The sequence below is a fragment of the Paenibacillus sp. J22FR83 genome (genome assembly GCF_059691955.1).
On record NZ_JCAUAM010000012.1, the window covers coordinates 114,699 to 134,581 of the forward strand.

21 protein-coding genes are annotated in these 19,883 nt (G+C 41.1%); 9 read left to right on the forward strand and 12 right to left on the reverse strand.

The annotated features are described in order from the left end of the window. The first annotated feature begins 58 nt into the window (after positions 1-58). The 3 genes from AC58PV_RS21845 (at position 59) to AC58PV_RS21855 (ending at position 3,657) form a co-directional block, all read left to right on the forward strand. On the forward strand, positions 59-1,108 hold the full coding sequence (locus AC58PV_RS21845; protein WP_497434760.1) for a MerR family transcriptional regulator: 1,050 nt from the start codon (positions 59-61) through the stop codon (positions 1,106-1,108). A 77-nt stretch (positions 1,109-1,185) separates the two neighbouring features. Continuing rightward, positions 1,186-1,872, forward strand: coding sequence for a class I SAM-dependent methyltransferase (locus AC58PV_RS21850; RefSeq protein WP_497434543.1), 687 nt, complete (start codon positions 1,186-1,188; stop codon positions 1,870-1,872). 447 nt (positions 1,873-2,319) lie between these two features. Further along, complete coding sequence (locus AC58PV_RS21855) at positions 2,320-3,657, forward strand: ATP-binding protein (RefSeq protein ID WP_497434544.1); 1,338 nt, start codon at positions 2,320-2,322, stop codon at positions 3,655-3,657. A 160-nt stretch (positions 3,658-3,817) separates the two neighbouring features. Here the strand turns inward: AC58PV_RS21855 and AC58PV_RS21860 are convergent, their stop codons facing one another. The 3 genes from AC58PV_RS21860 to AC58PV_RS21870 form a co-directional block, all read right to left on the reverse strand. Further along, entirely contained in the window at positions 3,818-4,411 is a 594-nt protein-coding gene (locus AC58PV_RS21860; RefSeq protein WP_497434546.1) for a hypothetical protein, read from the reverse strand. Between the two features lie 620 nt (positions 4,412-5,031). Then, a complete protein-coding gene (locus AC58PV_RS21865; protein WP_436234780.1) occupies positions 5,032-5,403 on the reverse strand; it encodes a HesB/IscA family protein in 372 nt (123 codons plus the stop codon). 113 nt (positions 5,404-5,516) lie between these two features. Then, complete coding sequence (locus tag AC58PV_RS21870) at positions 5,517-5,699, reverse strand: aspartyl-phosphate phosphatase Spo0E family protein (RefSeq protein WP_497434547.1); 183 nt, start codon at positions 5,697-5,699, stop codon at positions 5,517-5,519. 339 nt (positions 5,700-6,038) lie between these two features. Between AC58PV_RS21870 and mqnE the strand changes: the two genes are divergently transcribed. Together mqnE and AC58PV_RS21880 are read left to right on the forward strand one after the other, a co-directional pair. Further along, positions 6,039-7,145 (forward strand): aminofutalosine synthase MqnE, encoded by a 1,107-nt coding sequence (mqnE, locus tag AC58PV_RS21875; protein WP_497434548.1) that lies wholly within the window; start codon positions 6,039-6,041, stop codon positions 7,143-7,145. Positions 7,146-7,184: 39 nt separating this feature from the next. Next, positions 7,185-8,249 carry an NAD(P)/FAD-dependent oxidoreductase gene (locus tag AC58PV_RS21880; protein WP_497434549.1) on the forward strand — a complete coding sequence of 355 codons (1,065 nt, stop codon included), beginning with the start codon at positions 7,185-7,187 and terminating at the stop codon, positions 8,247-8,249. 15 nt (positions 8,250-8,264) lie between these two features. Here AC58PV_RS21880 and AC58PV_RS21885 read toward each other — a convergent pair whose 3' ends face one another. Continuing rightward, on the reverse strand, positions 8,265-8,519 hold the full coding sequence (locus tag AC58PV_RS21885) for a YuzB family protein (protein ID WP_497434551.1): 255 nt from the start codon (positions 8,517-8,519) through the stop codon (positions 8,265-8,267). Positions 8,520-8,615: 96 nt separating this feature from the next. Here AC58PV_RS21885 and AC58PV_RS21890 point away from each other — a divergent pair, with 96 nt between their 5' ends. After that, positions 8,616-8,861 (forward strand): NifU family protein, encoded by a 246-nt coding sequence (locus AC58PV_RS21890; protein ID WP_028558591.1) that lies wholly within the window; start codon positions 8,616-8,618, stop codon positions 8,859-8,861. 65 nt (positions 8,862-8,926) lie between these two features. Here the strand turns inward: AC58PV_RS21890 and AC58PV_RS21895 are convergent, their stop codons facing one another. From AC58PV_RS21895 to AC58PV_RS21915, 5 genes are all read right to left on the reverse strand, one after another. Then, positions 8,927-9,721, reverse strand: a complete 795-nt coding sequence (locus AC58PV_RS21895) for an SDR family oxidoreductase (protein WP_497434552.1) — start codon at positions 9,719-9,721, stop codon at positions 8,927-8,929. A 6-nt stretch (positions 9,722-9,727) separates the two neighbouring features. Next, complete coding sequence (locus AC58PV_RS21900) at positions 9,728-10,435, reverse strand: Cthe_2314 family HEPN domain-containing protein (protein WP_497434553.1); 708 nt, start codon at positions 10,433-10,435, stop codon at positions 9,728-9,730. Positions 10,436-10,745: 310 nt separating this feature from the next. Beyond that, on the reverse strand, positions 10,746-11,645 hold the full coding sequence (locus AC58PV_RS21905; protein WP_497434554.1) for a COX15/CtaA family protein: 900 nt from the start codon (positions 11,643-11,645) through the stop codon (positions 10,746-10,748). A 419-nt stretch (positions 11,646-12,064) separates the two neighbouring features. Further along, positions 12,065-12,409, reverse strand: coding sequence for a thioredoxin family protein (locus AC58PV_RS21910; protein WP_497434556.1), 345 nt, complete (start codon positions 12,407-12,409; stop codon positions 12,065-12,067). A 114-nt stretch (positions 12,410-12,523) separates the two neighbouring features. Continuing rightward, complete coding sequence (locus tag AC58PV_RS21915; RefSeq protein ID WP_497434557.1) at positions 12,524-12,991, reverse strand: helix-hairpin-helix domain-containing protein; 468 nt, start codon at positions 12,989-12,991, stop codon at positions 12,524-12,526. 180 nt (positions 12,992-13,171) lie between these two features. Between AC58PV_RS21915 and AC58PV_RS21920 the strand changes: the two genes are divergently transcribed. Further along, positions 13,172-14,242 carry an SDR family oxidoreductase gene (locus tag AC58PV_RS21920; protein ID WP_497434558.1) on the forward strand — a complete coding sequence of 357 codons (1,071 nt, stop codon included), beginning with the start codon at positions 13,172-13,174 and terminating at the stop codon, positions 14,240-14,242. Between the two features lie 55 nt (positions 14,243-14,297). Here AC58PV_RS21920 and AC58PV_RS21925 read toward each other — a convergent pair whose 3' ends face one another. After that, a complete protein-coding gene (locus AC58PV_RS21925) occupies positions 14,298-14,669 on the reverse strand; it encodes a winged helix-turn-helix transcriptional regulator (protein ID WP_497434560.1) in 372 nt (123 codons plus the stop codon). Positions 14,670-15,179: 510 nt separating this feature from the next. On the opposite strand from AC58PV_RS21925, the gene AC58PV_RS21930 reads away from it, so the two are divergent. Continuing rightward, positions 15,180-15,737 carry a DoxX family protein gene (locus AC58PV_RS21930; RefSeq protein ID WP_497434561.1) on the forward strand — a complete coding sequence of 186 codons (558 nt, stop codon included), beginning with the start codon at positions 15,180-15,182 and terminating at the stop codon, positions 15,735-15,737. 223 nt (positions 15,738-15,960) lie between these two features. Beyond that, a complete protein-coding gene (locus AC58PV_RS21935) occupies positions 15,961-16,743 on the forward strand; it encodes a hypothetical protein (protein ID WP_497434562.1) in 783 nt (260 codons plus the stop codon). A gap of 135 nt (positions 16,744-16,878) precedes the next feature. Here the strand turns inward: AC58PV_RS21935 and ilvD are convergent, their stop codons facing one another. After that, complete coding sequence (gene ilvD, locus AC58PV_RS21940; RefSeq protein ID WP_497434563.1) at positions 16,879-18,570, reverse strand: dihydroxy-acid dehydratase; 1,692 nt, start codon at positions 18,568-18,570, stop codon at positions 16,879-16,881. A gap of 20 nt (positions 18,571-18,590) precedes the next feature. After that, the gene (locus AC58PV_RS21945; protein WP_497434565.1) at positions 18,591-19,256 is read right to left on the reverse strand and encodes a GntR family transcriptional regulator; all 666 of its coding nucleotides are present in this window, start codon (positions 19,254-19,256) and stop codon (positions 18,591-18,593) included. Between the last annotated feature and the right edge of the window lie 627 nt (positions 19,257-19,883).

Consider the following 19,883-nt stretch of genomic DNA (forward strand, 5'->3'; position numbering starts at 1 on the left):
CAACTTTACTTTTCCCCTACGTTAATGTTTATTTAAGGGGAGAGAAAGGGTGAAGATCATGCAAATTAAAGATGTTGCACGCAAATTAAATATTTCGCCGAGAGCCATCCGCTTTTATGAAGATAAAGGACTGATTTCACCGTCTAAACAAGAAACGAATTCATATAGAACGTTTACAGAAGAAGAAATATGGCGTCTGCAAACAATTATTTCACTGCGGGAATCAGGTATGTCCGTTGCCGATATTCAAAAAGCACTGCAAGAAGTTGATGCCGATGACAAAGCGCAGCTTCAATACTATTTGGAAATACAGCGATCGGTTGTTTATGCTCAGTGGCTGGAGTTCAAGCACATTATTGAAACGACTGATACGATGATTAACCTTTTAAAACGGAATAACTCGCTTCCGATAGATGATATTTTCACGCTTGCGGAAGGTTCTAAGCGACTTCGAGAAATCCGCAAGAATTGGAAAGATACTTGGAATTTTGATCAACAAGCTTTGACGCACGACGAACGGGTTTTGCGTAATGACGATGAGTACAAAGGATATGAGGAAATTCTTGATCTTACATGGCAATGGGTCAAACCAAGGGTAGGCGAAAAAGGGCTGGATCTGGGCACAGGCACAGGTAATTTAGCCCATCGATTTCTCCAAAATGGCATTCACATGGCTGGTGTTGACCAATCCAAAGAAATGATGAAGCAATGCCAAAGTAAACATCCGCAAATGGACATCAAACTCGGGAATTTCCTGGCGATTCCTTTTATGGATAACCAATTCGATTTTGTCGTTACCTCATTTGCTTTTCACCATATTTCTAACGAACAGCAACCTCTTGCACTAGATGAAATGCGCCGCGTACTCAAGTCGCACGGTAGAATTTGCATAGCCGATATCATGTTCGAAACGGAAACAGCTCAAGAACAATACATGAATGAATTACGAGCGAACGGGCGAACAGAACTACTTACGGCCATGCAAGATAAGCATTATGCCATCTGTTCTACCCTCCTAGCTTGGTTTGACGAAAATGGGTATATCACCAAACATAGGAAAATCAACGATTTGCTCTATATCGTATACGCGGTTCCTATCCAACCCTAAACGGTGTCTTGACCTTCTCCTTACGTTACACATTACGATGATAATGTCTAACATTACCCTAAGGAGGCAATTATTCCATGCCCAATCATGCACACATTTACGCCAATCAAGCAGAACTGTATGAACGACTCGTTTCCAAACAGCCCAGTTTATACGAGACCATTCAAGCCATCGTCCCCGTTGCAGGTCTAGATATCCTAGACATGGGGGCTGGTGCAGGTAGATTAACCCGCGTTCTCGCTCCTCATGCAAAGTCCATAGCAGCTTTAGATGCATCCGAATCGATGCTGCAAATTACCGCAGATCATCTTGGTGGGGCAGGTCTACACAATTGGAGTACACACGTTGCTGACCATAGGCAATTACCTGCCGAAGATCAGAGTGCAGATCTAATCGTATCCGGATGGAGTATATGCTATCTTACAAATTCGGATGACGATCGTTGGGAAGCCAACCTTCACCAAATTATAGGCGAAATCAAGAGAGTTCTGCGCCCTGGCGGTACGATCATCATCATCGAGAACTTCGGAACAGGCTCGGATACGCCCAATCCTCCGCAATTCTTGATGAATTATTATAAACTGCTCCAATCTGAGTTTGGATTTTCTCACACATGGATACGGACCGATTATACGTTTGAGAGCGTAGATGAGGCTGAAATGCTTACGCGGTTTTTCTTTGGCGATGGAGTCGCCGACAAGGTTGTTCAGGAGCAGTTGATTGTGTTGCCTGAGTGTGCGGGGATTTGGTGGCTGCAGGTGTAGCCGAATATGGAGACAAAAACCCTCCATGAAAGTATCTGAGGTCGTGCACTTCATGGAGGATTTTCCGACCTTTACCTCGCAAGCCTAGAGATAAGGACACATTTGTATACAATCAAGTTTAAATTGACAAAAGACAATAAACTATGTGGAAAATTAGAGTTGTTGATTACTAAATATATTGGAGTATCCTCACCCAAAGCTTGTGAAATAAAAAGATGCAATACCTTAATTTATAAAAGCTGTGCCGTCAGATTTTTTAATTAAGATTTGTTAGTTAAATACTACTCGAGGACAATGAATCAAATTTCTGAATATCACGGTGTATTAATATATATTAGATTGGATAAAAAAGGGTTTTTAAATAACAACTCGAATTAATCTTATATCCTGTTCTTTCAGTTTTCATCCTGGGTATAAGTAAGTAAATTAAAGCGAGGGTTAGAGTTAATGAATAATATTTCTTTAAAGGAAGTTTTTGGAGTTTCAAAAGATATACTACGTAGTTATGTATCTAGAGACGAAGTTGATACTGAATTTATAGATAAATTAGAACTTACTGATCACCATATCGTGGTTTTCGGCGAAACAAAAGTTGGTAAAAGTTGGATACGAAAGAAATATGTACAAACAGTAAATGATGTTGTAATTGTAGATTGTACTAAGGGAGTTACTTTAAGTGATATATACATGCAAATTTTATATAAAGCTGATGTACAAGTAACAGAAGCGATTACAAGGTCTTTTGAAGAAGCTGAAAAAAACAAAGGGGAAATTCAACTTAGCTTTATTGAATTACTTAAAAGTAAAGTAACAGGTGAATTTTCGAAAAAAGAAGTCAATACAGAAACAATAAAGCCATATATAACAAATACTATTAGCGTAAGAATCTCTAATGAACTGGAAAAAGTCGGGAAGAAAATAATAGTTCTTGATGATTTTCATTATTTGAGTCTAATTGAACAATATCAGCTTGCATTTGATTTGAAAATGTTTTATCAAAATGGAATTAGGTTCATAATTATAGGAACCAAAATAACTTCTGGTTACTTTGAGAAGTTTAATGGTGAACTTTCCCACCGAATAGATTATATAGATGCAACACTATGGAAAAACAGTCAGCTTCAAGAAATTGTAACAAAAGGTTCATGCGAACTTAATATAACGATTTCTGATAATGTAGTAGAATATTTTATTGAAAGTGCAAGTGGAATAGTTTCTGTATTTCAAACCTTTTTGTTTGATTACTGTAGAGTTAAAGGTGTAAGATCTAGAACAGATTCCATAACTAACTTAACTGATTTAGACTCAGCAAAAAAATGTGTAGAAAATTATTGGAACAAAATAAGTGAAATGTACTTCAAAAAAATAAAAGATATTGCAATTGGTGGAAGACGCAGAAAATTACAACTTTATTATTATATTATGAACGTTGCACTCTCAAGTGATCTGAACATTTTAAAGTCTGGACTGCCTTTCCAATTCTTGTTTGACAAAATCCTTTTAATACATCCATTAAGGGATAGTTTAAATCAAGGATCGCTAACTTCTGTTCTAAATCATATTGACGACTTACAAACAGATAAAGATATTTTCCCTAAAGTATTTACTTACTTTGATAAACGATTATCTGTAGTTGACTCAGAATTTTATTTCATCATGAAACATTTCTCTTTCAATAAAATTGATGAACTATTACCTCCTCATGAGTACAAAATACAGTTAGATAGTAGAGACAATGATGATGAACCAGACCTACTGGATTTAATAAATACTTATAATAATTAAGCCGAACTTTTTTTGAAAATAAAAAGCTTATTCTCTGAAAAGAATAAGCTTTTTTAGCGATTCAATCTATTATTCATAAATATATAAAGGTTACTCATAAATCCTATAAGTACCTAATCATCATTCTTTTTTTAAAAAAAGCTCAAACTATTTTTGTTTTTTACTTTCCTGTAAAGAAGTCCAACCCCATTTTTGCAATAGCTCCAGTGATCCAGCTATGTTTTTGCATTGACTCAGAAAATTTAGATAACGAACCTTTTTTTATTTTTTCCGAATCTTCAAAAATTTCTTTTATTTCTAATATCATCTGTTTTAACTCTTCTTTATCTTCTCCTCCTTTTTCCTCTATCATTTTTTCAACAGCTTCAAAGTTAAAATTATTAGATATATAACTATTGTCACCTGATCCTAATACTGACCCGTAAACATTTCCAATATTCCATTGATGAGTACTTTTTTCTTGCTCCTTATTTTTTTGTTCGAATTGAATCTTAGTTAAATAAAATCCTTTCTTTTGAAATGCTTTGCCTTGTATAACGTCTGTACTAATATCCTCAACAAAATACTCATTTCCTGAAACATTACCAACAACCCAATCACCTTCACGAATATCAGTTTCAGGATAAAATCCAACATACTTTCTGAGACTTCCTTTTTCAGAGTTTGGTAACCCATCGACATTATTAATTTCTATTCCTGAACGAATTATTTTGAATTTTTCTCCACCTAAATCCATGAAATCTTTCAAATTCATTCCATCATCTCCTTAAAAAATTCTAATTAATTTCTTATACATATCCATCGATAACATTTTTAAATCATTACTTCTAATACTTTTATTTCAAGAATTACCAATAAAATCTATTAAGGGTTGTTAGAGAGTCCAAATGAATAACTCCAAAAAATTCATATTACAAAATTATACATTATAATAGTATATTCTGCATCTCAAACATAGTAGGATCGATATTTTCAACCTCAAATCAATCTAAAGGTCTATCTACCCAGTCAATTCACAAAATTCCTTGACTGTCTTAGTTAATGAATTAAAAGCACACCATGGCATATAAATTCACTTTCCATGTAATAGTTACTTGGAAATTGGTAGATTTCTGTTCATCTGTATATAATTTTGCTTGCTCCTCAATTATCAAATTAACGTGGAGACTCCTGTTAGTCAGGACGATTTCCATTTGACTCTACGTTTCTTCTATCAACACAAAAAAACCTTCTAGGTCTACACAAGCCTAGAAGGTATATTATCCGAATCTAAAATCAACCGATGATGTTATCTTGCATTCCTTCATCTACACTTACTATCATTGTTCTCATTAACACAAGCGAAAAATCCGCTTAAAAGCCCCAAACACTTTATCAAGCCTCAACCTTATCATCACAAGGCTCAGGTGTTCCCTCATAATCCGCTGGCTTGAAGGACGATCCGCAACCACACGATGCTACCGCATTCGGGTTGTTGATGGTGAAACCGCCGCCCATGCCTTTGTCTTCGAAGTCGATTTGGACGCCGTATAAATATTTAGCGCTCTCTTCATCCACAACTACTTTCACGCCATGAATGATAAACTCTTTATCGTCAGACTTTTGATCATCGTCGAAGCCCATTCCATACGAAAAGCCGCTGCAACCACCAGCTTTTACGCCAAGGCGTAAGAATAGCTTCGGTGATTCTTCAGATGCCAAAAGTTCTTTAATCTTATCACTAGCTGATTCACTTATGTTAATCATAATGGAAATCCCTCCTTGGTTTCTCCCTATTCAGTAAGGAAAAATAGCATTGGTATTCGAAGTGCTTACTATATAAGTATACTCCTATTCGATCCGATGCTCAAGGGCAGCATTCACTGTTTATTACGACTTGTGGCATAGTACTGCAATAGCAGTTGATCCAGATCTTGACTGCATTTCTGCACGTCAGGATGAAGGAAACCATGCGATGTGCCTAAACTAACCATTTGGCCTCGAAGTTGTTCAATTTTGATATGAAGTCGTTCCTGCGGTTCGGTCACGAATAATGGTAGCACGATTATTATCACCTTTAGCCCTTACGTAATCACATTGCAATAGTATACAGGAATTTGTTAATATTGGGAATAACATTTCGCCAATTTCATCGAAAAAATATAGGTCTTGGATAAGATTGTCGATTTATCTTCAACGTTCTGATGTTGCCCCTCCCAAGTAGGAGGTTTATAATAAGATGGATAGATAGCTTGTATCGATATAATCTGGTTGTGAATTCCTTCACCGAACGGGTTGACAGGTACGCGAGCAACTCACACCAACCTAACGCACCTAGTTCTAACGGCTGGCTGCGTCGTTTCATTATGCGGTTTATTTTATTTTCATAGGAGGCATGGAGCATGAGTATTACGACAGTAGACCCGATCAAACGGATGGCTGAGATTGCTGACAAGGTTGAGAACGGCGAACGGCTGAGCATGGAAGATGGACTGTTTTTATATGAATCTGACGACCTCTTAACCATTGGTCAATTAGCAAATAAAGTGAATACACGGTTGAATGGGAATAAGGTTTATTTTGTACAAAATATGAGCTTATATTTCACGAATGTTTGTGAGGAACATTGTTCCTTTTGTCATTTCCGCCGCGACGAAGGTCAAGAAGGTGCTTACACATTAACACCGGATCAGATGTTAGATTATATTGCCGAGAATTTTAACCCTGAAATTAAAGAATTCCATATTAGTCAGGGTCATAACCCCCATCTGCCTTTCGAGTATTATGTAGATTGTATTCGTCGATTAAAGCAAGCTTATCCTGATGTCACAATTAAAGCTCATACCGCGGCAGAAATTGAATTTTTCTCACGAATTAGCGGACTTAGCTATCGGGACGTGCTTAAAGCATTAATGGATGCTGGACTTTCCACGCTGCCAGGTGGTGGTGCCGAGATTCTTACAGAACGTTACCGTTCGAAAATGAAGGTCGAAAAAGCTTCCACGGAAGAGTGGCTGGATGTTCACCGTCAAGCTCATCTTCTAGGGATGAAGACGCACGCGACCATGCTATACGGATCAATCGAAACGAAAGAAGAACGGATTCGCCATATGATGCTGTTGCGCGAGTTGCAAGATGAAACAGGCGGTTTCCTTGTGTTCATTCCGAATTCCGTCCAACCAGCAAGCAAAAATGCAAGTCTTAAACGCTTTGTTCCCGCTTGGGATGAACTCAAAACGATGGCGATTAGCCGCTTAATGTTGGACAATTTCCCGCATATCAAGGCATATTTCATTAATATCGGAACGAAACTTACGCAACTTTCCTTCACATTCGGTGCTTCAGATGCACACGGAACGATCGTGAAAGAGAAAATCTCACATGCAGCTGGTGCTCTTTCACCAGAAGGTTTAACAAGGGACGAGATTGTATGGCTCATTCAAGGTGCAGGACGCGTCGCAGTAGAGCGAGACACCTTTTATAATGAAATCAAAGTATATGAGAAATAATACGAATAGATCATCGTTCAGAAGGGATATTGGTTCGCTATGAAAAAGTTTGTCATTCTCGGAGGAGGCTATGGCGGTCTGACCATAGCTTTAAACCTGCTCGAAAAGGATTTACCAGACAACACCGAACTTATTATGATTGATCGCAGTCCATTCCAAGGCCTTAAGACGGAGTATTACGCTTTAGCTTCCGGTACCATCGCTGAAACGCACATACGTGTATCGTATCCTGATGATTCGCGCCTTCAGCTTGTTTACGGAGAAGTGTCAGATGTGAATATCGAGACGAAACAAATCAACTTCCACGACAAAGAACCCATCTCCTACGACTGGCTAGTCATTGGATTGGGTTGTGTGGATAGTTATCATGGGATTACGGGTGCGCAAGAGTTTTCATCCAGTATCCAAACCTTAGCTCAAACGCGTGCAACGTATCAGAAAATAAATAACATCAATCCCTACGGGCAAGTATCCATTATTGGTGGAGGACTTAGCGGTGTAGAGATGGCTTCCGAGCTGCGCGAGAGCCGCCCTGACTTGAATATTCGTTTAATCGATCGTGGACCAAGTCTGCTCTCTGCTTTCCCAACGAATCTCCAGCAGTATGTGCGTGAATGGATGATCGAACACCATATCGAGTTGCGTACGCAAGTATCGCTTGTTCGATTGGATGGCGGCGATTTGTACAACCAAGATGAAATTATCCGAACGGATGCAACGATTTGGACAGCAGGTATACAACCAACACCAATTGTCGAAGCTTTAGATGTACCCAAAGATCGTCAAGGACGTATTATATTAAATGAGTTCCATCAAATCCCGAACTTTGAGGAAGTTTTCGTCGTTGGCGATTGTGCATCGCTGCCGTTCTCACCAAGCGCCCAAGCCGCACAAGCACAAGGCAAGCAAATTGCTGAAGTGATTCAAGCGATTTGGAAAGGCGAAGCACCTAAGCTCGGCAAAATCAAACTGCGTGGAACACTCGGTTCACTCGGCAAGAAGAGCGGCTTCGGCATCATGGGAAAACGTACGCTAATGACTGGGAAAATTGCTCGTATGTTGAAGAGCGGCGTGCTTTGGAAATCCAAACGCCACTTCGGTTAAGAGAGTTCGATCGGCTTATTCACTAAGCACATCATACATGGCCTCAATCTCTTTGATTTTTTCTAAAATGAGAACATAGAGGCTCTCGGCGTTTTCGGCGGCAATGATTTCACCGTTGACTAACGCATATGGCTCCATGTAGCATTGGCCACAGTTGCCTAGACAGCCGTACTCCATGACATCAAACTCCGGATTAAGCTCAAGATCTTTCATCACTTTATCTGTTCCTGTGTGCATATTGCTGGCACAAAATTCTATAATTGGTCGCATATAAAAATTTCACCCCGTGCTGATAGTTTCAAGCCCCAAACCATTTTCATTTAAAGCGTATTGTACTATAATAGATAAAGAAAGGAGATGAATCAAATGACAGAAAAAACCAAAGAAGCGATTTATGATGAAGTTCTTGAGGTTTTAGATAAACTTCGTCCTTTCCTACAACGCGATGGCGGTGACGTCGATCTAGTTGATGTGGAAGACGGAATCGTAAAACTTAAACTTATGGGTGCCTGCGGCAGCTGCCCAAGCTCAACAATCACGTTGAAAGCGGGTATTGAGCGCGCACTTGTTGAAGAAGTAGAAGGCATAACAGAAGTCGTACAGGTATTCTAATTACGACTATATCATAAAGAAAGAGCTTACCTCTATGGTAAGCTCTTTTTGCCATATTGCGTCGGCTATTCGGACTTACGTTGTTTAAGTACGGGAATCGGCTGAATAGGATCCAGCGCACCCGAGATATCCATAATGTTGCCTGTGATGAAATCCGAGTTAGGCGAACAGAGGAAATCAATGACACGGGCGACATCCTCACCCGTTCCCGGCCTGCCAACAGGCGTCTCCCCATCCACTTCTAAGCGTGCCTCTTCCATGGTGCGCTCTTTGTTCTTCCCGCGAATGTCACCTGGGCATATCATATTCACCGTAATCCCATGTGCGGCTTCTTCTTCGGCTAATGTTTTGGTGAAGGATACTAACCCTACCTTGGCAGCGGCATAAGCAGCTCTGTGCGTCCAACCTCTCGCTTCTGCCGCTTTCCCAAAGCCAAAATGGATGATGCGCCCCCATCTCCGCTCTCTCATCATGGGCAGCACAAGGTGATCCAATTCCATTACGCCGATCAGGTTCCCTCGCATTAAATAATCAATTTCGTCGATGTTGTAATCCTTGAAGAACCGCCGTTCACGAACAAAAGGTCCTGCATTATTGACAAGTATATCTATCGGCCCCAACTGCGAGACCGTTTCTTCAACCATGCGAGTGATGTCCTCGCGCTTGGCTACATCCCCTTGCACAGCGATACTGCGAACGCCCATGTCGGTCAATTGCTGAACGAGTTCTAGCGCTTCCTTCTCGCTTGTTACATAATTAACAGCCACCTGACAGCCTTTCTTGGCTAGAGTCAATGCCGTCATTTTGCCCAAACCCTTGGCACTGCCTGTCACAAGCACTGTTCGACCTCTTAATGGCATGGTCCCCTACCCCTTTGTCACATATGCCGTGATATAAGTAAATGCTATTGTTAAGGTTCGGCATACCATGTCAAATCCCTGCTGCAAATCTGATAAATTCAGCTTCACATCCTCAATGTGAACACGTTCACCGAGCAACGGCTCTTTCTGCATCAGATCGTCTAACATCTCGGCATTAATATAATGCATTTCCATATTACGCAGATTACGAAGCCGTTCTAACGGCGCTTTATAGGTCATCTTGAGGGTATAAAGTTGCAATTCTAATGAGCCATGAAGGTGCTTCTCATGCATATGACGGAGTACTGTAAAATACGAAAATCGTGATTTCACGGTCTCGGTTTTCAAGGCGAAGAGGTCATTCATAAACGTTCCTAGTTTATCTAAAACTGAAAACAGCCGGATGAACGCATTTTTGTAGAAATAGACGAATCGTTGATAATCATCTGTTTCTTGCGGGGTCATTTCTTCCAAGAATCCTTTGACAATCCGCTCGCCATATCGCTCACTACAATATTTGCTCTGTTCCAGCTCATCTAAGGCATCAATAAAACCTTTGCTCCATATCGCCTGCCGATGAAAGATCGAATGCGTCGTGGAGAGCTGACTCTGTTCCGTTTGGATTTGTTTCATATAGCCTCTCACTGCATCAAAAGCTTCCAGCAAGAGTCCGCTGTCGATACGTTCCGGCTCATTAAATAACACACGAAGCATACGTTCACCACCCTTTTTACCTAAAATAAATTAAACTAATCCAACCCGTCTGCGAGATCGCGGCTCACAATTTGGAAACGAAGTGACCGAGAACGATAATAAAAGTAAGTATAGACCCACAGAATCGGAATCATACTCGCAAAACGCAGTCCGTTAAAGACGAGACTGTCCCGAGCTCATCTGGATAGCCTGGTTTGGAACCAGGGGACTTTCCTCCTTTAACTATGGTATAGTTACTCATTCTTTCGAGATGAAAAAGGAAATGGCCTTCCGTTAGAAGGCCTTGTTGTGCCCGTGCGGCAGGATGCTGCTAGGCTTTGCGATCATATAGCGTAAGTACACACAAATAACATAAGAATCCAAACATACACGCCACAATAACGGCATGAATCATACCTGTGAATAAATAAGCGACTTCATTCCCCATTGACCAAGTTACGACTGCGCCGCTAATGACTTGAAGCGAAACGGTAATTAATGCCCATTTGCTTCCGAACCACAGCTTATCTGTCTTCTGATAGTGACGTCGTGCCTGCAGGTACAGAAATAAAATACAAACAAAGAGCAGCAAAGCGGCAACCCGATGTGTAAATACGATTCCTGTTGCTCCGCTCAGTTCTGGAATGACTTCGCCATTGCATAACGGCCAGCCCGAGCAGCCGCCGGAAGAAACGGTATGACGAACGAACGCTCCTAAATAAACAACAATGTAGCTATAAATAGCGGTAAACCAGACGATGACTTTAAAGCTAGTATGAATCTGCGTGGTGCGTACAAATTGTCCCCACGGGGTGAACACGAGTGCAAGCAGCAGGGAGAACGCAAAGGCGAGCAAGGATAATCCGAAATGAAGTGCCAGAACTAGCGAGGATTGCGGCCAAACAACGGCCAACGCACCCATTGCAGCTTGAATTAATGTCATGACTACTGTTGCTGTGATGAAGAATTTGGCATCATTACGCTTCACGTAGCGGAAAACTAAGTAAAACGTTGCAACAAGTATCATAGTAACAATACCTACAACTAAGCGATGACTATACTCGATAAACGAAGAAATGGTGTGTGCGGGAATGAATTTACCGTGACACAACGGCCACTCATCTCCGCAGCCTCGACCTGCGTCAGCCTTGGTGACTAACGCCCCCATAGCAAGAATAAGAAACATGCCAATGGCTGATAAATTAGCTAATCTTGGGATCCATTTTTGCATAATTGCACCTACTTTTATGTCATATCTACTGAGGATCATGTCGAATACTGTAGTTCCGCTTTCAATTATAGCTGTAATATGTAGGCATTTCCATTCGCAATTGTTACAAAGCTCTGAAACCACCTTAATTGTTACAAAGCTCTGAAACTGCAGGGAATCGGATTGTCGGTTTAGCGGCTAATCTCCTTGTTGCACCCAACACTTGGAAATAACAGTATAGTGTGTGTAGTATGGGAGCATTTATTCGGGATACGAAAAATGGCTTTCCAACCTGTGACCGTGAGGCTATTTAGTAATCAATATAAAAAACACCGCGATCGGAAATGATCCGACTACGGTGTCCGCGTATGTTTACTTCATCTAGAATTCTTCTTCTGCCTGCTTACTCCATCTGAAAGTGCTTCACTCCTAACGCCTTCTTATGGAGCTAATGCATTCGAAACTTCAATTGCACGGTCAAGGAATTGCTCAATCTCTTCTCGTGTCTTACGCAGCTTGCTGACGAAACGAACGACCTCTTGGCCGTTACGGAATGCAATGAAACTCGGAATGCCTAGGATGTTCAATTGTTCGCACAAATCCGGAAACTCATCGCGATCTAGTTCGATGAACGTAAGCCGGCCTTCATAAGCTTGTTCTACGGCAGGCATGAAAGGATCAATATAATGGCAATCCTTACACCATGTCGTTTTGAAAATGGCTACGGTCACGCCAGACTGCGAAATCTGCTCTTGAAATTGTTGCTCCGTCGATACTTTACGCATGGGACACCTCATCACTTCTAGAATTTACTCTCTTATAGCATGTGAGAAAATTGGTGTCAAGCACCTGGCGTTATTCAGGAGGAATTAAGCTATTCCGCTGTCGATGTTTAGCGTTTATTTTCTAACTTCATGCCAGGCAAAATGAGGTCTAGTATCTGGATATCCGAATTGTTTGCGATATTTTTTTCGTTCTTCTGTGAAATCAAACCAAGATTTATCACTCCTAGGATGATTGGCATGATGAACAATGCACCGAAAAGCATCCTCCAAACAGGGATCTTCCCAGTATCCACACTTCTCTTCCCAACGATTAATTAGCTCATAACCCTCCATGTTCTTAATCTCCTCAAGCGAATAGTAACCTAAATCTACTACCTTTTGGGAAACTTTAGGGCCAATGGAGGGTACCGATTGAAATATAGCTAAAGCACGCAAATACTTGGACCTCTCCATGGAGATTCCTGAGCATTGCGCAAGTTCAACTAAATTCATATTTGCAATATCGTTTACTTTAATTTTGAAAGTTCTAAATTTGGCTTTTTCCTCCAGTGTTAAAGGAAGTTTGACAGAAGAATTGGGCATGAATCTAATCCCTCCTAATTATATATGTTATCTCTGAATAAATATTGTTAGTGGAAGTCCAGTAATTCCTGAATTTCCTCAATTGTTACTTTCAAGTAACTATATGACTTGAAAGTGCGTACTTTTCTTCAGTGCTCCTCTCTCTCATAATGAACGTTATAAGAGAAGGAGGAGTACCCTATGGAAGCAAATGAAATGAAAGCAAATAAAACCGCTCTTGTCGTTGGAGCTAACGGAGTGATCGGAAGGAATCTCATTGACTATCTGATAACACTCCCCGAATGGAATATCATTGGCGTTTCAAGACGTGGCGGTATGAACGCCGACCGGTTACGATATGTGGCGGCAGACCTACTTAATGAAGAGGATACATTTGCGAAACTTGGCAACCTTACTACAGTCACTCATATCTTCTATGCTGCTTATCAAGATCGTCCTACATGGGCCGAACTTGTTCCCCCTAATTTAGCCATGCTTGTCAACGTGGTGAATGCGATCGAACCGATTTCCCCAAACCTTACACATATCAGTCTAATGCAAGGCTACAAAGTGTACGGTGCCCATCTCGGTCCCTTTAAAACACCAGCGCGGGAGACGGATGCCAACCATATGCCTCCCGAATTCAATATCGATCAACAGCAATTTCTTGAACAACGTCAACCGGGATCCACGTGGACCTGGTCGGCCCTTCGCCCGTCAGTTGTTAGTGGGTTTGCATTGGGAAATCCGATGAACCTTGCGATGGTTATTGCGATTTATGCTTCCATGTCAAAGGAACTCGGCCTGCCGCTTCGTTTTCCTGGGAAACCCGGCGCTTATAACAGCCTACTAGAAATGACGGATGCTAACTTATTGGCTCGCGCAACAGTCTGGGCAGCAACCGATGAGCGTTGCGCGAATCAGGCATTTAATATTACGAACGGTGACTTGTTTAGATGGAATGAACTTTGGCCGAAGATCGCGGAATTTTTCGAACTCGCAACCGCTCCTCCGTTACCGATGGCTTTAGAGGTAGTCATGGCTGACAAAGAAGCTCTATGGAACTCCATGGTGGAGAAATATGATTTAATGAGGAATAGCTATCAGGATGTTTCTTCCTGGCGGTTCGGGGACTTCGTTTTCTCTTGGGATTATGACTTTTTCTCCGACAGCTCGAAATCTCGCCGCTTCGGCTTTCATGAATTCGTCGATACGGAAAAGATGTTTATCAACATCTTTGAACAATTCCGCCAACGCAAGGTAATTCCATAAATAGAGGATACACTCGCCATATCGGTTCCTGATAGTTAGGGGCCGATTTTCTATTTTATATTCCTGATTGTGGCGGTTCAAATAATACTTTTCCTCTATCGCCGTATACCTTTTCGATATGCGTATCTCCCCATCTGCACATAAGATGAAGAATATCTTTTAGGCTCCAGCCGTAGTCCGTCAACTCATACTCGACCTTGGGTGGCACTTGGTTATAAGAAATACGGAATATAATTCCATCATCTACTAATTCTCCAAGTTGTTGAGTCAGCACTTTTTGCGTGATAACAGGCATTAGGCGCTTCAATTCGCCATTACGCCTTTTACCAAACGTGAGATGGAACAAAATAACCGGCTTCCACTTGCCTCCGATCACTTCAAGCGTGGCTTCTACCGCAGTGTTATAAATTTTCTCGGGCTCCTGCATATTATATATCCCCCTGCAAATTGCGCTATCGACTCTCGCTAGCTTAATCATGCGATGTCTCATCACGTTAGATATGTATTTCTACTCTCTCATCAATAGCACTATAATTGGTAATTGTCTGACGACGACTTTTCTGCCAGTTCTTTAAACTCTTGTATTCCTCTTGGGTTTCTTCACTAATCATAGTCATGCTCCTCTCTTAGATTGTATTCTATCCATATTCTTTAAAACTGATGGTTTTCCTTTATTTGAAACAAGCTTCCGAATATTGTAACGCCCTAGTATCGACCCTAAATCGTACAAATCGAAAATAATTTATACTTTGTGATTTAAATCACATACATGATCTTTAGTGCATGATATATTAAAGATGTAGAAAGGAAGTAAACATTGTAATCGAAAGGGAGATGTAACATGAAAACACAAAAACGATCCCGTTCTTGGCTGAACTAGATTTTTTCAGTAAACCTTGTGAAAAAATTCACCACTAAAAATTAGGAGATGATTATTATGTTAGGTAAATGGCTTAGAGAAAACAAATACGCAGCTGGCATCCTACTTTTCATCCGTTTGTATATTGGCTATGAATGGCTCACTCATGGATGGCAAAAGTTAACCGGCGGATTTGCTGCTGACGGATTCTTAAATAACGCAATCGCCAAACCGGTGATCGATAAAACAACAAATGAACTTGTGTATCCGACCTTCACCGCATTCATACAACATTTTGCTGTGCCGAATGTAAAAATAATTAACATCGTAATTCCGTTCGGCGAATTCTTAGTTGGTCTTGGTTTGATTCTCGGTGCTTTGACTACGGCCGCAGCATTCTTCGGACTTCTCATGAACTTCATGTTCATGTTCGCTGGTACCGTAAGCACGAACCCTTGGTTCATTCTTATCGGCGGGATCCTGTTCATGGCTGGAGCAAATACCGGCAGATTCGGTTTAGACTACTACCTGTTGCCGTACCTGCGTAAGCTGTTCACACATAAAAAAAACGACGCTAACCGCACAGCAGGAACAGGAACGGGAACGGGAACAAATCATAAGACGGCACATGCCTAACCCCTAAGAGAACAATTCAAAAAGGATCCGCAATTGCGGATCCTTTTTGGGCATTACAGAATCTATATCTGTAAAAAGTACGAACTATAAGCCTTTTAAACAAAGAAACCGAAAGTCAGTAGTCATCAGTCAGTTGATACCTAAATTTATATAGATAAGTTCGGCTAATTATATGTATACTAATAATAGTATATTTTAATTCGCCAAATAAAGGAGACTGCACTTGAACATTTCTATACATCTAAAAAATAATTATACGCCTGGAAGATCAGAGATTCCAACCTTCAACGGAACGAATGATCATCATAAAACAATCAACAACCACAAGCGGAATGAACATGATGACAGTATCTCGATTAGCCCACAAGCACATAACTTGTTCAGTAAAAATGGTTCGAAGCAACCCCTACTTGCACGTTTAATGGAACATAAACAGAATATTATGGATCGACGCAATGAATACATATCAAACGGCCTAGAAAAAGGAGCTAGTCCCGATGAAATGAAAATAGAGCTTGATCAAATTGATAACCAAATCCAAGATATTAATAAACAAATACAACAATTACAGCAAGAGGATTTCCGAAAAGCGACTGGTTTAGGTGAAAAGGACCTCGAAGAAAATAGTCGAGCCGGGGACAAAGCCGTTAAGGGTACCGATTCATCAAACACCCAACCTGCTTCTATACAACTTACTTCTAACATAATGAAGGCACTTATTTCTATAAATAATGAGATTAAACAAGTCAAAAGCATTAAAATCGCTCAATTAACACTTGAAAGCGAGTCATTAAATTGGGCAAGCAACCCCGAACGCTCCGCGCAACTAAAAAATAAAGCTGCTCAATTAGAAGGTAATATGATTAACTCATCCCATAATGTAGTGAGTAATCTGAAACAAGCTATTGAAAAAGATAACGAAGATAGTCAGCAATTACCATTAATCGAAGATAGCATGATTGTTAAACCAGCCGCTGAGCATCTTATTGAATCAAGTATAATCTAAGATATTTTCTGAAATAATTAAAACCAACTTAAAATAAATAACCGTATCTCTTGTCAGAGTATGGTTATTTACTTTATGGTTGAGTTCCGCTTGTTCCAGTAACCCTATTAGACTTTCCGCTGCCCAATTTATATTTTATTCTATAATATCTGTTACTGCACCTTTAGATGCAGAGGAAACAAGTCTTGCATATTTGGCTAGTACGCCCGAACTTACTTTGAGTGGAGGTTGTACCCATGCACGAGACCGTGCAGCCATCTCGTCGTCGGACACATCAAATTGAATCTGTTGCGTTTCGCTGTCGATGATGACGGTGTCGCCGTTCCTCAACAAAGAGATCGGTCCGCCGACCTGTGCTTCAGGTGATACATGGCCGACTACAAATCCATGCGAGCCACCTGAAAATCTGCCATCCGTGATCAAGGCAACCTCACCGCCAAGCCCCTTACCAACAATCAGGGCAGTAACGGACAGCATCTCCGGCATGCCCGGTCCGCCTTTCGGACCGCAATAGCGAATGACCAATACATCCCCTTTGTGAATTTCATTTCTCATGATGGCTTCCGTTGCATCATTTTCGTTGTCATAGACTTTGGCAGGTCCGACAAACCGCTCTTTCTTCATCCCTGACATTTTGGCAACAGCCCCTTCAGGAGCAAGGTTACCTCGGAGCACAACCAAGGGTCCATTCGACTTCAACGGATTATCCAACGGGCGTATGATCTCTTGGTCTTGTTGAAGAGGAGCTGCTTGGGATAAGTTTTCAGCCAAGGTTTTTCCAGTAACGGTGAGGCAATCTCCATGCAATAGCCCCTCAGCCAGCAATAGTTTCATTACACTAGAAACGCCCCCAATATCGTTCAAATCCTGCATTACATGAGAGCCACTTGGCTTCAAGTCTGCCAGATGAGGAACACGAAGCCGGATCCGCTCAAAGTCGTCCAATGTTAAATCAACGTTGACAGAATGCGCAATAGCAAGCAAATGTAGAAACGCATTGGTGGAACCGCCTAAGGCCATAACGACTGTAATGGCATTCTCGAATGCTTTTTTCGTCATAATATCCCTCGGGTAAATCTCCTGTTCCAGCAGGTATATGACTTGCTTGCCTGCCTCGGCGCATTCAACTGATTTATCAGGCGAAATAGCTGGTGTAGAAGAAGAACCCGGAAGGCTCATGCCCATCGCTTCCGCAGCAGCAGCCATTGTATTAGCAGTGTACATTCCTCCACAGGCGCCTGGCCCCGGACATACACTGCACTCCACCTTATGAAGCTGTTCATCTGTTATTTTCCCCTCATGATATTGCCCCACTGCTTCGAACGCCGAAACAATATCAACGTCTTTTCCGTCGAGCTTACCAGGTTGAATCGTTCCGCCATAGACGTAGACGGAAGGAATGTTCATCCTTCCGATAGCCATGAGACAGGCCGGCGTGTTCTTGTCACATCCACCTATGGCTACCATACCGTCGAAGCGCTCAGCACCGGCTACAATTTCAATGGAATCCGCAATGGCTTCCCTACTTGGAAGTGAGTAGAGCATGCCTTCATGCCCCATCGAGATGCCATCCGAGACAGTAATTGTATTAAAAATGAGTGGCGCACCGCCAAAGTCACGTGTCCCCTGCTTCGCTTGATTAGCCAGTTCATTAATATGCATATTGCACGGGGTTACTTCACTCCAGGTGCTTGCGATGCCTATCATCGGCTTTTTGAAATCCTCATCAGTAAAACCAACGGCACGTAGCATAGCCCTGTTTGGTACCCGATTGACACCTTCACTAATTACCTTGCTGCGAATACGAAGATCCTTTTTGTTAGCCATTGTTCCTCGCTCCTATCTGTTTAAAGTAGGTCATACAGTTCCTTCATTGGACGGATGAAATTTTGCTTCATCATTACCTCAGCGTGATGACTATCGTTCTTCTCGAAAGCTGCAATAATCGAAGCATGCTCATCGACTGACGATTGTGTAGCAGTGATTGGCTGCTTTAAAAACACGTATTTAAAGCGTCGGATATGAATCTGAAGCGATTCGCTAAATGAGGCGATATAAGGATTATTCGAAAGCTCAACAATAAGGTTATGAAACTGTTCATCCGCCTCCATTGCTTGGTAAGCTTGACCACTTTTAATGGAACTTGCAAAGTCTAGATTAATCGCTCGCAGTTGCTCAATTTGCTCTGGAACAATAATTCTTGCGGTAACTTCAGCTGCTAGAGCTTGAAGAGCGGCCATCGTCGAATACATTTTGAAGATATCGTCCTTCTCAATTTCCGTTACTTTTGTTTCTTTTCCAGGATGCGTGGAAACTAGCCCTTGTACTTCAAGCAGCTGAAATGCTTCCCTGATAGGTGTGCGGCTTACGCCAAGTGACTCCGCTAATTCCGCATCGATAAGTTTCTCCCCTGGCTGTAGGGTACCATCGATAATCCATCTTTGAATTTGAGAGAAGGCTCTTTCTTTTGCGGACATCCGTACAGGCAATACAAAGTTTTTGGGAACTGGCATTATTATCATCCTTATTATAAATTATATTATATGCAATATATCGCATACATATATTAAGTGCAAGGAATTTTTATATTAGGCTAATTTTATTCCTAAATGCTGCCAAGTGGTGAGCTGCTCTTTGCTTATCCTCATCATCATCTGATCCAGGAAAATAAAGTTCGTTAAATTCACTCTATGGTTTTACTTCATATTATGTAGTAACAGGGCTGCCGAATTGAAATAGCAGCTCGCCAGGTATTTTTGAACTAACGTTCCCAGGTAGCGTAACGATACATTGGATATCAGTCTTTCGAATTGTACTCATCTAAGTCTCTTGCGTCTTTGAAAAAATCCATAAAGCTTTTAACTAAAGATTGGTATTAATGCTTATTAAGCTTGTCAGTTGTTTACCTGAACTCCAGTATTTGTTGTCTCTATCCCAAGGACCTTTCTTTATTTCATATTCTTCAAAGTAGTTTAGAAAATCATCTGGCATCCAGTTAAGTTCTAAATCAGTTAATAACCAATTGTAGTCAAACTGTCGATTTTGAATCGCCTCGAATATTGATCCAAGATGTGTATAATATTGAACTAAATCAAAAAAAGAATCCCCACCGCTTGCGTAGGGATTCTCACTATTACTTA